The organism is Amycolatopsis stemonae, from assembly GCF_054781455.1.
Genome location: NZ_BAAGUJ010000008.1, coordinates 119,498 through 132,409, shown reverse-complemented (window position 1 = coordinate 132,409; position 12,912 = coordinate 119,498). Strand labels below are relative to the sequence as shown.

At 69.7% G+C, this 12,912-nt stretch carries 13 protein-coding genes; 4 read left to right on the top strand and 9 right to left on the bottom strand.

Annotated features, from left to right (window positions below; translation table 11 throughout):
• Positions 1-17: 17 nt before the first annotated feature.
• The 3 genes from sdhA to ACYVLJ_RS28090 all read left to right on the top strand — a co-directional run bounded on the left by sdhA (position 18) and on the right by ACYVLJ_RS28090 (position 3,607).
• Complete coding sequence (gene sdhA / locus ACYVLJ_RS28100; RefSeq protein WP_460440933.1) at positions 18-1,772, top strand: succinate dehydrogenase flavoprotein subunit; 1,755 nt, start codon at positions 18-20, stop codon at positions 1,770-1,772.
• The gene (locus tag ACYVLJ_RS28095) at positions 1,772-2,542 is read left to right on the top strand and encodes a succinate dehydrogenase iron-sulfur subunit (RefSeq protein WP_451977776.1); all 771 of its coding nucleotides are present in this window, start codon (positions 1,772-1,774) and stop codon (positions 2,540-2,542) included. Before sdhA ends, ACYVLJ_RS28095 begins: the two co-directional genes overlap by 1 nt.
• Before the next feature lie 150 nt (positions 2,543-2,692).
• A complete protein-coding gene (locus ACYVLJ_RS28090; RefSeq protein ID WP_460440932.1) occupies positions 2,693-3,607 on the top strand; it encodes a hypothetical protein in 915 nt (304 codons plus the stop codon).
• Positions 3,608-3,894: 287 nt separating this feature from the next.
• Here the strand turns inward: ACYVLJ_RS28090 and ACYVLJ_RS28085 are convergent, their stop codons facing one another.
• Positions 3,895-5,289, bottom strand: coding sequence for a S8 family peptidase (locus ACYVLJ_RS28085; protein ID WP_460440931.1), 1,395 nt, complete (start codon positions 5,287-5,289; stop codon positions 3,895-3,897).
• Between the two features lie 63 nt (positions 5,290-5,352).
• Positions 5,353-5,586 carry an SCO4848 family membrane protein gene (locus ACYVLJ_RS28080; RefSeq protein WP_451977785.1) on the bottom strand — a complete coding sequence of 78 codons (234 nt, stop codon included), beginning with the start codon at positions 5,584-5,586 and terminating at the stop codon, positions 5,353-5,355.
• A 43-nt stretch (positions 5,587-5,629) separates the two neighbouring features.
• On the opposite strand from ACYVLJ_RS28080, the gene ACYVLJ_RS28075 reads away from it, so the two are divergent.
• Positions 5,630-6,871 (top strand): D-alanyl-D-alanine carboxypeptidase family protein, encoded by a 1,242-nt coding sequence (locus ACYVLJ_RS28075; protein ID WP_460440930.1) that lies wholly within the window; start codon positions 5,630-5,632, stop codon positions 6,869-6,871.
• Here the strand turns inward: ACYVLJ_RS28075 and ACYVLJ_RS28070 are convergent.
• The 7 genes from ACYVLJ_RS28070 to ACYVLJ_RS28040 form a co-directional block, all read right to left on the bottom strand.
• Positions 6,868-7,305, bottom strand: coding sequence for a winged helix-turn-helix transcriptional regulator (locus ACYVLJ_RS28070; protein WP_451977791.1), 438 nt, complete (start codon positions 7,303-7,305; stop codon positions 6,868-6,870). The two genes, ACYVLJ_RS28075 and ACYVLJ_RS28070, sit on opposite strands and share 4 nt — an antisense overlap.
• Positions 7,302-8,306: an NADP-dependent oxidoreductase gene (locus ACYVLJ_RS28065; RefSeq protein ID WP_460440929.1), complete on the bottom strand. Its 1,005-nt coding sequence runs from the start codon at positions 8,304-8,306 to the stop codon at positions 7,302-7,304. The genes ACYVLJ_RS28070 and ACYVLJ_RS28065 overlap by 4 nt, the downstream gene beginning before the upstream one ends.
• An 8-nt stretch (positions 8,307-8,314) precedes the next feature.
• On the bottom strand, positions 8,315-9,421 hold the full coding sequence (locus ACYVLJ_RS28060) for an acyl-CoA dehydrogenase family protein (RefSeq protein WP_460440928.1): 1,107 nt from the start codon (positions 9,419-9,421) through the stop codon (positions 8,315-8,317).
• Positions 9,422-9,477: 56 nt separating this feature from the next.
• Positions 9,478-10,488, bottom strand: coding sequence for an inner membrane protein YhjD (yhjD, locus tag ACYVLJ_RS28055; RefSeq protein ID WP_451977799.1), 1,011 nt, complete (start codon positions 10,486-10,488; stop codon positions 9,478-9,480).
• 45 nt (positions 10,489-10,533) lie between these two features.
• Complete coding sequence (locus ACYVLJ_RS28050; RefSeq protein ID WP_460440927.1) at positions 10,534-11,034, bottom strand: AAA family ATPase; 501 nt, start codon at positions 11,032-11,034, stop codon at positions 10,534-10,536.
• On the bottom strand, positions 11,031-12,065 hold the full coding sequence (gene trpS / locus ACYVLJ_RS28045) for a tryptophan--tRNA ligase (RefSeq protein ID WP_451977805.1): 1,035 nt from the start codon (positions 12,063-12,065) through the stop codon (positions 11,031-11,033). The genes ACYVLJ_RS28050 and trpS overlap by 4 nt, the downstream gene beginning before the upstream one ends.
• A 282-nt stretch (positions 12,066-12,347) precedes the next feature.
• The gene (locus ACYVLJ_RS28040; protein WP_451977808.1) at positions 12,348-12,737 is read right to left on the bottom strand and encodes a hypothetical protein; all 390 of its coding nucleotides are present in this window, start codon (positions 12,735-12,737) and stop codon (positions 12,348-12,350) included.
• Positions 12,738-12,912 lie beyond the last annotated feature (175 nt).

The following is a 12,912-nucleotide window of genomic DNA, read 5'->3' as shown; positions in this document are numbered from 1 at the left end:
CCCGGAGAGCTCCCACCATGCAGTTCCACAAGTACGACGTGGTGATCGTCGGCGCCGGCGGCGCCGGCATGCGCGCGGCCATCGAGTCCGGCCAGCGCGCCCGCACCGCGGTCCTCACCAAGCTCTACCCGACCCGGTCCCACACCGGCGCGGCCCAGGGCGGCATGTGCGCCGCGCTGGCGAACGTCGAAGAGGACAACTGGGAGTGGCACACCTTCGACACGGTCAAGGGCGGCGACTACCTCGTCGACCAGGACGCCGCGGAGATCATGGCCAAGGAAGCCATCGACGCGGTCCTCGACCTGGAGAAGATGGGCCTGCCGTTCAACCGGACGCCCGAGGGCAAGATCGACCAGCGCCGCTTCGGCGGGCACACGCGTGACCACGGCAAGGCCGCGGTGCGCCGCGCCTGCTACGCCGCGGACCGCACCGGGCACATGATCCTCCAGACGCTGTACCAGAACTGCGTCAAGTACGGCACGGAGTTCTTCAACGAGTTCTACGTGCTCGACCTGATCACCTCGGAAGACGAGAACGGCAACCCGATCGCCTCCGGCGTCGTCGCCTACGAGCTGGCCACCGGCGAGCTGCACGTCTTCCAGGCGAAGTCGATCGTGTTCGCCACCGGCGGCGCGGGCAAGATCTTCAAGACGACGTCGAACGCGCACACCCTCACCGGTGACGGCCTCGGCATCATCTTCCGCAAGGGCCTGCCGCTGGAGGACATGGAGTTCTTCCAGTTCCACCCGACCGGCCTCGCGGGCCTGGGCATCCTCATTTCCGAAGCCGTCCGCGGCGAAGGCGGGATCCTGCGCAACGCCTCCGGCGAGCGGTTCATGGAGCGCTACGCCCCCACCATCAAGGACCTCGCGCCGCGCGACATCGTGGCGCGCTCGATGGTGCAGGAAGTGCTGCAGGGCCGCGGGTGCGGCCCGAACAAGGACTACGTCGTCCTCGACGTCACGCACCTGCCGGTCGAGGTCCTCGAGACCAAGCTGCCGGACATCACCGAGTTCTCGCGCACCTACCTGGGCGTCGACCCGGTCAAGGAGCCGGTGCCGGTGTTCCCGACCTGCCACTACGTGATGGGCGGGATCCCGACCAACGTGCACGGCGAAGCGTTGCGGGACAACGAGAACGTCATCCCCGGCCTGTACGCGGCGGGCGAGGTCGCGTGCGTGTCCGTGCACGGCTCGAACCGCCTGGGCACGAACTCGCTGCTGGACATCAACGTGTTCGGCCGCCGCGCCGGCATCGCGGCCGCGGAGTACGCGCTGGCGCACGAGCACGTCGAGCTGCCGGAGAACCCGACCCAGCTGGTGGAAGAGCAGCTGGCGGGCCTGCTGTCGGAGCACGGTGACGAGCGCGTCGCCGACATCCGCAAGGAAATGCAGCAGACGATGGACTCGCACGCGTCGGTGTACCGGACCGAGGACACGCTGAAGCAGGCGCTGACCGACGTCCAGGCACTGAAGGAGCGGTACCAGCGGATCACGGTGGCGGACAAGGGCAAGCGGTACAACACCGACCTGCTCGAGGCCGTCGAGCTGGGCTTCCTGCTGGAGCTGGCCGAGGTCCTGGTCGTGGGCGCGCTGGCCCGCAAGGAGTCCCGCGGCGGCCACGCCCGCGAGGACTACCCGACCCGCGACGACACGAACTTCATGCGGCACACCATGGCCTACAAGGAGGGCTCGGGTCTGTCGTCCGACATCCGGCTGGACTACAAGCCGGTCACCTTCACCCGCTACGAGCCGATGGAGCGGAAGTACTGATGACTAGCGTTGCCGAAGCTCCTTCGTCTTCTGCCTCGGACGAGCACACCCCGATCACGGTCACGCTGAAGATCCTCCGGTTCAACCCGGAGGTCGACACGGAGCCGCACTGGGAGTCCTACGACGTCCCGGCGCAGCGCACCGACCGGCTGCTGAACCTGCTGTTCTACGTGAAGGACTACATCGACGGGACGTTCTCGTTCCGCCGGTCGTGCGCGCACGGCGTGTGCGGCTCCGACGCGATGCAGATCAACGGCATCAACCGGCTCGCCTGCAAGGTCCTGATGAAGGACCTGCTCGAGAAGGACGGCAAGAAGACCACGATCACGATCGCCCCGATCAAGGGCCTGACGACGTTGAAGGACCTGTACGTCGACATGGACCCGTTCTTCGAGGCGTACCGCGCGATCAAGCCGTACCTGATCACGTACGGGAACGAGCCGACGCGCGAGCGCATCCAGTCCCAGGCCGACCGCGACCGCTTCGACGACACGACGAAGTGCATCCTGTGCGCCTGCTGCACGTCGTCGTGCCCGGTGTACTGGAACGACGGCTCGTACTTCGGCCCCGCGGCGATCGTCAACGCGCACCGGTTCATCTTCGACTCGCGTGACGAGGGCTCGGAGGAGCGCCTGGACATCCTGAACGACGGCGAAGGCGTTTGGCGCTGCCGCACGACGTTCAACTGCACCGACGCCTGCCCGCGCGGGATCCAGGTGACGAAGGCGATCCAGGAAGTGAAGCGCGCGCTGCTCTTCAAGCGCGTCTGACACCTTCCGCAACATCGAAGGGCCCTCCGGCGACTATGTCGGAGGGCCCTTCGTTGTTGCACTCCTGTGAAACGGTGCGTAGTTGGGCTAACGTGAAGAGTTGCTGGTGGGAACGGTCTCTCTACGGGCCGACTACGGAATGCGAGCGCAATGGGTGCTGCTTCGGACATCCGGAGACTCGTCGCGCGCCGGTTGGTGCCCCTGGTCGCAGATCTCGAAGAGTACGTTTTCCGGCACGGCTACTTCCGCGCGCTGGCCGGAGCACTGGCCTCCCTCGGAACCGTCGGCCTGCTCGGCCAGATCCTCGGGCTGACTTGGCTCCGGATCACCTTCGCGACCTTGGCGGCCGGCCTGTTCGTGCTGGTCAGCGCCATTTCCTTCGCTGGGACGCAACGACTGCGCAGCCAGCTCAAGCACATTGAACAGCTCTTGCACACCTACGCCGACCAAATGCACTCCAGTTCACCGCTCGCGGTGCGGGAATGGCGGCAAGAAGTGGTCGTCGACGAGAACGGCGACGCCCGATGCCGGCGCGAACTGGTCCTCGACGCCGCTTCCAACGGCACTCTCCGGTACGTCTCGGTCAACCTCGTCTACTACGGGAGCACCCGCCTGACGAACCGGGCCAGGCGGAAGGTGCAGTGCAAGGCGTTCCATGCCGGGGAGGACGACACCGAAGAGCGCACACGGGCGAACGCCACCTCCGTGTGGACGTTCTCGCGGGAAGGAAAGCCCCGGCTGGACATCTACATCCACCTGGGTTCCGTGGTCCAGGCCGGCGACCTCGTCACGGTCGAGTGGGACTGGCCGGGATTCTCGGCGGACCTGATGAACGGCACGAGTCCGGAGAGCTTCGACGTGCTCTTCGCCAAGGAAATCGGGCAGTTCGAACACCGGGTGATCTTCCGGAACATCCGGTACCCCAACGCCTTCAAGGTGCGAAACCAGGGTGCCCAGAACCTGCAGCGGCTCCGGCGCGGCCAAGACGTGATCGTCGAGTTCTCCGCGCGCGAACCCGAGATGAACCAGCGGATGGGGTTCGTCGCCGACTATTCGCAGTCCTGACACGAGAAAGCCCGGAGCCACCAAGGCGGTCCGGGCTGCGGAGCACCGATCGAAACGATCAGTTGCCACCCGTCTCGGAGCCGCCTGACATGGAAATCCATTCCCGAGCCGCCGTTCCCGGTGGCTCTTTGTTCGGGCCAGTTGGTCCGGTCAGGTTACACCGGGCGAGGGAAAACAGCTCTCTTCCGCTGCGAAATTACACTCGGTCAGGCGAAGAAAGCGTTCAGTGGTCCGAACAAGTGAAAGGCTCCTCGTCCACATCGGACGAGGAGCCCTTCATCTCACGGTCAGCGCACCGCGTCCAATGCGTTCACCAAGCCGTGGCCGTAGTACGAGTTGTTCTTCGCCGGGCCTGTGCACTCCGTCTCCGCCGATGCGCACTTCACCGGGTCGGCCTCGCCTGTCAGGAGCCGGGAAAGCAGCTGCGGCGGCAGGCCGCGGAACTTCGATGCCAGCAGTGCCGCGACGCCGGCAGCGTGCGGCGAAGCCATCGACGTTCCGCACTTCGAGCCATAGGGCCCGCCGAACACCGTCGTCGAGAGGGGGCAGGCCGGACCGGCGCCGTCAGGAGGCTGCTGGGAGAAGTCCCCACCGGGGGCCGTCACGTCGATCTCGCCGTAGTTGCTGAACGACGACTTCGTGCCCGCGTAGCCCACCGATGAGACCGTCACCACGCCGTCGATCGCCTTCGGCAGGATGCCGCACGACGAATCCACCGGGTGCGGGCGGTTCGGGTCCGTGGTCTGCGTCCGGGTGTCGAAGCCCGAGTTGCCGGCCGCCGAGACGTTCAGAACGCCGTGGCGCGTCGAGAACTCGACCGCCCGACGCACCGCCTCGTAAGCCGCCGCGTCGCCCGGCTCGTGCGAGCAGAAGAACATGCCCGGGTCGATGTAGTAGCTGTTGTTCGTCACCTGGAAGCCGTGCTTGGCCGCCCACACGAAGCCGCACACCGCCGACTCCGGGAAGATGTAGCCGTCGTCGTTGACCACCTTCACCGAGGCCAGGCGGACCCCCGGCGCGATGCCCGTGAAGCCCGCTGCCGGGTCCTTGCCCGCGATCGTGCCCGCCACGTGCGTTCCGTGGTCGGACGTCGTCGGGGCCCACGAGGCCGGCGTCAGGTCAGGGGCGCCCGTGACGCAGCCCGCAGACGAAGAAGGCGAGACAGCGGCACGGAGAGCCGGGTGCGTGGCGTCGATGCCCGAGTCCAGCACGCCCACCGTCACCGACGAGCTGCCCTGGTAGACCTTGTTCGCCTCGGGCGCGTGGATCGCCTTCATGTCCCACTGCTGCGCCGAAAGGTCACCCGCCGCGGTGACGGACCGCGTGTCCTCCAGCGTCCGGACCGCCCCCAGCGAGGACCGGGCCGAAGCGGCGGAAGCCACGTCCTTGCCGCCCGAATAAGCCCGGTAGACGCCGATCTTCTGCTGGAAGTCCGCGTTGCGCGAGCTGGCGATCGCGACGCCGATCTCGCCGTAGTACGCCACCTTCGTGCCGCACTTGGCCGCCAGCTCGTTGTCGACCGCCGACGCGCGCGTGCCCGGCTGGTAGGTCACCACGTAGGTGTACGGCGTGCTCGTCGTGTCGCAGGCGACCGGCGCGGCCTCGGCCGCCGGTGCCGCGGCGAACAGGCCGCCCCCGACGACCAGTGCCAACGAGGCCGCCATTCGGCGTAAACGGGACATTCCACCTCCAGAGTCAGTGGCGTCAACCTAAACCGGCCCCGGGGACCGCGCCACCGACCAAAGTCAGGAAGCGGCCCGCGCACGCACCCCGCGCCACCCCAGCACGCCGATGATCGTGCCCAGCACGAACGACACCACGGTCAGCACCGCGTGCACCACGAAGTACGCCGTCGGCGAGCCGTCGGGCGTCCAGGACCGGTCGCTGTCCCACAGGTTCTTGGCGAACGTGATCCAGATGATCCAGGACCACACGCCGAAGGCCAGCAGGAACAGCGACGTGCCTCGCGAAATGCGCATGCCCCTGAGTATGCGGCCCGGGCCGCGGCGCTAGATTGCGTGGGTGCACTCCGCTGTTTCCCGGTCGCTCAAGGTCCTCACGACGACGCTCGCCGCCGCCCTCCTGGCCCTGAGCACGCCGGCCTTCGCGGCCGCGGCGCCGCAGCAGGGCCAGTGCGCGAACCGGCAGGCCCCGCCGGCGCCGGTCGACACGTCGGAGAAGCCGGCCCCGGGCCGCCAGGCCCCGGCGCCGCTCGCCGTGCCCGCCGACCCGGTCGGCGGTCCGCGGATGGCCGAGTGCGGCCTGATCACCCCGCAGGGCGCGCTCAACCCGCCGGACGGCAACACCGCGGCCTCGTGGGTGGTGCAGGACCTCGACACCGGCGCGATCATCGCGGCGAAGGACCCGCACGCCCGCGAGCGGCCGGCGTCGCTGATCAAGACGCTGCTCGCGCTCGTCGTCGTCACCCAGCTGAACCCGCAGCAGGTCGTCGTCGCGACGAAGGAGGACGCCGAGCAGGAGTGCACCTGCGTCGGGCTCGTCGCCGGCGGGCAGTACACCGTCGACCAGCTGTTGCACGGCCTGCTGATGCACTCGGGCAACGACGTCGCGCACGCCTTCGCCACGCAGCTCGGCGGGGTCGACGCGGCGGTGGCGAAGATGAACGCGCTCGCGGCCCGCATCGGCGCGCTCGACACGCGCACCGCGACGCCGTCGGGGCTCGACGGGCCGGGCATGTCGACCTCGGCCTACGACCTGAGCCTGATCTTCCACTACGCGATGAAGCAGCCGGAGTTCGCGAAGACCGTCTCGACGAAGAACTTCGAAATCCCGGCGACCGGCGGCAAGCCCGCCATCCCGATCTTCAACGACAACAAGCTGCTCGGCGTCTACCCCGGCTTCCTCGGCGGCAAGACCGGCTTCACCGACGACGCCCGCCACACCTACGTCGGCGCGGCGCAGCAGAAGGGCAAGCGGCTCGCGGTCGTCATGCTGCGCGCCGAGCAGAAGCCGACGCGGGTGGTCGACCAGGCCGCCAAGCTGCTCGACTACGGCTTCGCGCTGGAGGCCGACCACGCCGAGCCGGTCGGCAAGATCGACTACCAGAACGCCCAGGCGACGCCGCAGGGCAACAACCCGACGTCGCTCGCCGACGGCACCGGCGGCAGCGGGACGTCCTCGACCGCATCCGCCGCCAAGGAGGACCCGTTCGGCACGACCGGCTGGATCATCACGCTGGTGGTGTTCCTGATCATCGTCGGCGGGTTCGTCGTCGGGCACCAGCGCAAGAAGGCCGCCGGCTAGCGGAACCCCGGGCCCGGCTCGGGGGTCACCTTGTCGGTGGCGATCGCGCCCCCGCAGTGTCCACACGCGACATACGTGTCGGCGATCTCGCCGCAGTCCTTGTGCCGCAGCAGGATCGGCGGCCCTTCCGGCCCGGCGAGGTGCTTGTCGCCCCACTGCATGAGGGTGACGACCGCGCCGAACAGGTCGCGCCCCGCCTTCGTCAGCACGTACTCGGGCACGGGGTCGACGCGCTCGAGCACGCCCGCGTCGACGAGGGTCTTCAGCCGGGCCGACAGCGTCGGGCGCGGGATCGACAGGTGGCGCGCGAATTCCCCGTAGCGCCGCACGCCGAAGAACGACTCGCGCAGGATGAGCAGGCTCCACCGCTCGCCGACCAGGTCGAGCGCGCGCCCGACCGAGTCCGCGGTGAACCGGTGCCGCAGGTCGGTCACAGCGCGAGTACCAGCTTGCCGGTGTTCTCGCCGCGGAACAGCTTGAGCAGCGTCTCCGGGAACTTCGCGATCCCGCCCGCGACGACGTCCTCGCGCGACTTCAGCTTGCCTTCGCGCAACCAGCCGGCGAGTGCGTCGACCGCTTCGGCGTACCGGTCGGCGTAGTCGAAGACGACGAACCCGGTCATCGACGCGCGCCGCACCAGCAGTTGCATGTAGTTCGCCGGTCCGCGCGGCCCTTCGGTGCTGTTGTACTGGGAAACCGCGCCGCTGAGCACCACGCGGGCGCCGCGCGCGAGCCGCGCCAGCGCCGCCTCGAGGACCTCGCCGCCGACGTTGTCGAAGAAGACGTCGATGCCGTCGGGCGCGTGCTCCTTGAGGTCGGCGCGGACGTTCCCGGCGCGGTGGTCGACGGCGGCGTCGAAGCCGTACTCCTCGACGAGCATCCGGCACTTCTCCGGCCCGCCGGCGATGCCGACGACGCGGCAGCCGTGGATCTTCGCGAGCTGCCCGGCGACGATCCCGACCGACCCGGCCGCGGCGGACACCACGACCGTCTGGCCCGGCTCGGGCCGTCCGACGTCGAAGAGCCCGAAGTAGGCGGTGATCCCGCTGATCCCGAGCGTGCCGAGGAACGTCGGCGCCGGGGCGCGCGAGGTGTCGACGACCTGGACGTCCTTGCCGTCGGAGACCGCGAAGTTCTGGACGCCGAAGGTGCCGAAGACGTGCTGCCCGGCCGTGAACCCGGGGTGGCGCGACTCGACGACCTCCCCGATGCCGGCCGCGCGCATCACCTCGCCGATCCCGACCGGCGGCACGTACGAGCGGCCGGCGTTCATCCAGGTGCGCATCGCGGGGTCGAGCGAGAGGTACTGGACCTCGACCAGGAACTCCCCTTCGCCGGGCGACGGGACGGCTTCCTCGGTGTACTGCCAGTCGGTGTCCTTCGGCAGCCCGGCGGCCGGGCGGGCGGCGAGGCGGTACTGGGCGTTGACGGGCACGGGACTCCTCAGAGCTGTTCGGTGCGGGCGGGCACGCCCAGCAGGAGCTTGCCGGACAGCTCGAAGCTGGCCGGGTTGACCTGGAAGTGCGCGGTCGCCGTGTGGGCGTCGCGGAACCGGCGCTGCAGCGGCGAAGTCTCATAGATCGCGGCGCCGCCGCCGAGGTCGTACATGCTTTCGGCTACCTTCGCGGCCGTGCGCGTGACGTGCGTGGCGGCCAGGCGCAGACCGAGTTTCAGCTGGTCCGGCACGGGTTCGGTGCCCTGCGCGGCCTGCCAGGCGTCGTCGATGCTCGTGTAATACAGCAACCGCGCGGCGCGCAGCGCGGCTTCGGCCTCGGCGACCGCGGCTTGTGTCTGCGACCGTTCGGCGAGCGACCGGCTGGAGCCGAGCGGCCTGCGCGTCGAGGCGAGCTCGACGAGGTCGTCGATCGCGCCGCGCGCGTTGCCGAGCGCGGCCGCCGCGACCGACAGCGCGAAGTAGCCGAAGAGCGGGAACCGGTGCAGCGCAACGGCTTCTTCCGGCGGCCCGCCCAGCACCGAGAAGACGCGGTGCTCGGGGACGAACAGGTCGTCGGCGACGCAGTCGTGGCTGCCGGTGCCGCGCAGGCCGGTGGTGTGCCAGGTGTCGAGCACCTCGATGTCGGCCTTCGGCAGCGCCGCCACGGACAGCGCGCCCTCGTGCACGAACCCGGCGAAAAGCCAGTCACAGTGCGAGATACCGCTGCAGAACGCCCAGCGGCCGGAGATGGTGTAGCCGCCGTCGACCTTCTCGCCGGTGCCGCGCGGTGCCCAGACGCCCGCCGCGACCGTGTCCGGGTCCCCGAAGACCTCCTCGGCGCACTTACGCGGCGCGTAGGCCGAGAGCAGGCTGCTCGTCACGGCGATCGAGACGCACCAGCCCGCCGACGCGTCGCCGCGCGCGACCGTCTCGGCTGTTTCGAGGCTGAGCGCCGGCGGCGCTTCGGGGCCGCCGAGGTAGCCCGGGACGCCGCTGCGCAGGAGCTGGGCGTCGGTCAGCTTCGCGACCAGTTCGGCGGGCAGGGCGCGCTGCCGTTCGGTGACGGGTGCGAGCGTCCGGGCGAGCGCGGCGCACTCGCGGGCGGCGTCCAGCATGAAACCTCCGGTTCAGATTTCTTACCGGTTCAGTTTCTTTACCGCCGTGCTCGCTGTCAAGGCTTGCGGCGGCCCCCGAGCCACGCGAGCAGCGCACCGGCGCTGAACGCCCCCGCGACGGCACCCAGGCCCGGTCCGCGCTGGACCGTGACGCTCTGCTCGAGCCGCACCGGCGGCGGGGGCACGACGACCCGGCGCTCGTTCTCCTTCGCCGTCGCGGTCCAGGCCGTGATGAGCAGGAGGAAGCGCGAGACGAGGTTCGCGAACACGAGCAACCCGATGACCGGCCCGAAGATCGCGGCCGCGGGCGACTTCGTGACGCTCGCCAGGTAGACGGTGGCGACCTGCTGCAGGACGACGAACCCGACGGACGCGACCACGGCGCCCTTCACGGCACTGCGCAGCGCGACCCGCTCACGCGGCAGCCGCGCGATCACCCAGAGGAAGACGAGGGTGTTGGCGAGCAGGCCGAGGACGATCGTCGCGACGCGGAGCAGGAAGTTCGCCCAGCCGGCCCCTTCCAGCCCGACGAGCTTGAGCAGACTGTGCCCCACGAACCCGCCGACGGCGGTCAGCGCGAACGAGACGGCCAAGGCGACGCCGAGCCCGATCAGCGCGACGAGGTCCTTGAGCGTCTGCTTGACGATCGGCTGTGACTGCTTTTCCTGGCCCCACTGCGCGGTGAGCGCGTCCCGCAGGTTCGACATCCAGCCGATGCCGGAGTAGAGGGCGAGGAGGAGACCGAAGATCCCGATCCCGCCCCCGGAGTCGACCGCGCCGTTCACGATGCTCATGACGAGACCGCGCAGGCCCTCGGGCACGGAGTCGTTGATGCTCTGGGTGATGTTGTGGATGATCGCCTGGTCGTGGTTGACGACCAGCCCGAACACGGCGAAGCCCACCATGAACAGCGGAAACACCGACAGCACGCTGAAGTAGGTGATCGCGGCGGCGTAGTGGTTGCCGTACCGCTCGGTGAAGGCGTCGTTGGCGCGGATCAGGTGGTCGAGCCACGGGTACTTCCGCCGCAACCGCGGCAGGAGCTTTTCCTTCTCTTCGTTCGCCACTGTGAAACGCTAACCACGGCCCGTGACTCCCGCAACGCGAGCGGCCTACGCGAGGGAGGCGAGCAGGCCCGGGTAGGCGTCCGCGGCGGTGAGGGCCGGCACCCCGCGGCTCGCGGCGAACGCCTCGACGGCGTCGTAGGCCGCGTCCAGTTCGGACCCGCCCAGCGGCACGACGGCCTCGACCTCCGACGTCCCACGCTCGGCGAAGCGTTGTCGAGCCACTTCGCGCCCCGGCAGGAGCACGAACTCGTGGAAGGTCGCCTGCGTCTCGCGGGCCAGTTCCTCGAGCCGTTCCGGGAAGCCCGGCCGGGCGACCAGCTGCGGCACGACGACGTCGTGCCCCGCGATCAGGTGCGCCCGCGCGGCCGCGACGGCGACGTCACGTGCCAGCAGGCCCGCGTGGCCCGGCTCCGCGCGCCAGCCGCCCACCATCGCGCGGAGCCGGTCGACGTCGAGGGCCAGCGCCGGCGGGTGGTCGTCGGCGTACCGCCGGGCGAGCGTCGACTTGCCGCTGCCCGGCGGGCCGTTCAGCAGGAGCAGCTTCACCGCACCGGCGGCAGGAACCCGATCCGGCGGTAGGTCTTGGCCAGGGTCTTCGAGGCCACCTCACGGGCTCGCTCGGCGCCCGCGGCGAGCACCTTGTCGAGCTCGGCGACATCGTCCAAATAGGACTTGGCGCGCTCCTGGATGGGCGTGACCCACTCGACGAACAGCTCGCCGAGGTCCTTCTTCAGGTCGCCGTAGCCCTTGCCCTCGTACGCGGCTTCGAGGTCGGGGATCGTCCGCTCGCTCAACGCCGAGTAGATGGTCAGCAGGTTCGAGACGCCCGCCTTGTTCTCGGGGTCGAACCTGACCTCACGGCCGGTGTCGGTGACCGCCGAGCGGATCTTCTTCGCCGAGCGCTTCGGGTCGTCGAGCAGCTCGATCAGGCCGTTGACGGTGGGCGCCGACTTGCTCATCTTGGCCGTCGGGTCCTGGAGATCGTAGATCTTCGCCGTGTCCTTGATGATGTACGGCTCCGGCACGACGAACGTGGCGCCCAGCCGGTTGTTGAAGCGCTGCGCGAGGTCGCGCGTCAGCTCGAGGTGCTGGCGCTGGTCCTCGCCGACCGGGACCGCGTCGGCCTGGTAGAGCAGGATGTCCGCGGCCTGCAGGACCGGGTAGGTGAAGAGGCCGACGCTGGAGCGGTCGGAGCCCTGCTTCGCGGACTTGTCCTTGAACTGCGTCATCCGGCCGGCCTCGCCGAAGCCGGTCTGGCACTCCATGACCCAGCTCAGCTGGGCGTGCTCCGGGACGTGGCTCTGCACGAACAGCGCGGTGCGCTGCGGGTCGATGCCGATGGCGAGCAGCTGCGCGGCCGAGACGCGGGTGCGCTGCCGCAGGACCTTCGGGTCCTGCTCGACGGTGATGGCGTGCAGGTCGACGACGCTGTAGAAGCACTCGTGGGTGTCCTGCAGCCGCACCCACTGGCGCAGCGCACCGAGGTAGTTCCCGAGGTGGAACGAGTCGGCGGTCGGCTGGATCCCGGAAAGAACCCGCGGACGACGTGCGGCGGCGACGGTCTGCTCATCGGACACGCAAGGATTCTTCCAGGCCCGGGGCGGCAGCGGGCGCGGAGGGGGCCCAGCCTTGGGGTTTCCCCCAGGACGGCCGGTGTTCGCGGCGGACGCGGGACCCCGCTGAATTCGGGGTGGAATCTTCCCGAAAGGGCAGCCAGGCACCGCTCCAGCCGGGGTTCTCGGCGGTGAGCAGGGCCGTCCCGCGGCGAGCGAGCCGGGACCTCCGGCCGGTTCTCGGCCACAGCAGGGCCGTCCCGTGGCGAGCGCCTCCAGCCGGGTACTCCCTGCGGAGAGGCTGGGTCAGGCGTGCGGGCGCTGGGTGAACAGCGGGCGGGTCGGCGTCGCGTCGGGGTCGGCCAGGACCGCCTCGGCCATTGCCGTGACCGGGCCTCGGACCTCCGGGGCCGCCACCCTCGGGTCGACCGGTGGTGCGGCCGGGGCTTGCGCCGCCGTCGCCGCGGCTTCGCGGGTCTTGCGGCGCTGGCGCAGCACTCCCAGCGTCATGCCGACGATGCCGAGCGCGACCGCGACCAGCCCGACCGGGCCGAGCACGCCGAAGGCTTCCGCGTTGGTGTCGGCCTGCACGGTCGTCGCGTCGGCGAACGCGCTGCCGGCGCCGGCCAGGAGCAGCCCGGCCGGGGCGAGCGCGACGACGGCGGCCGCGCGGAATCCGCGCAGCGTGGACCGCATCAGGAGTTGACCTGGGTTGCGCACCGGAGTGCCTCCCGCGAGTGACGAGCGCAGTGTCTTCACCCAAAGTCTCACCCATACGAGTGAGACGCTGCGTGCTACTGGTCAAAAAACTACCGAGTGTGTCAAGGCCCGGAGGTCCCTGTCGACTCGGTGGCCGAGGGTATCGCCCAAC

Excerpts from the sequence above, each read along its gene's own strand:
- sdhA (WP_460440933.1), top strand. The coding sequence starts at position 18 with ATGCAGTTCCACAAGTACGACGTGGTGATCGTCGGCGCCGGCGGCGCC.
- ACYVLJ_RS28095 (WP_451977776.1), top strand. The coding sequence starts at position 1,772 with ATGACTAGCGTTGCCGAAGCTCCTTCGTCTTCTGCCTCGGACGAGCAC.
- ACYVLJ_RS28090 (WP_460440932.1), top strand. The coding sequence starts at position 2,693 with ATGGGTGCTGCTTCGGACATCCGGAGACTCGTCGCGCGCCGGTTGGTG.
- ACYVLJ_RS28085 (WP_460440931.1), bottom strand. The coding sequence starts at position 5,289 with ATGTCCCGTTTACGCCGAATGGCGGCCTCGTTGGCACTGGTCGTCGGG.
- ACYVLJ_RS28080 (WP_451977785.1), bottom strand. The coding sequence starts at position 5,586 with ATGCGCATTTCGCGAGGCACGTCGCTGTTCCTGCTGGCCTTCGGCGTG.
- ACYVLJ_RS28060 (WP_460440928.1), bottom strand. The coding sequence starts at position 9,421 with ATGCTGGACGCCGCCCGCGAGTGCGCCGCGCTCGCCCGGACGCTCGCA.
- ACYVLJ_RS28040 (WP_451977808.1), bottom strand. The coding sequence starts at position 12,737 with ATGCGGTCCACGCTGCGCGGATTCCGCGCGGCCGCCGTCGTCGCGCTC.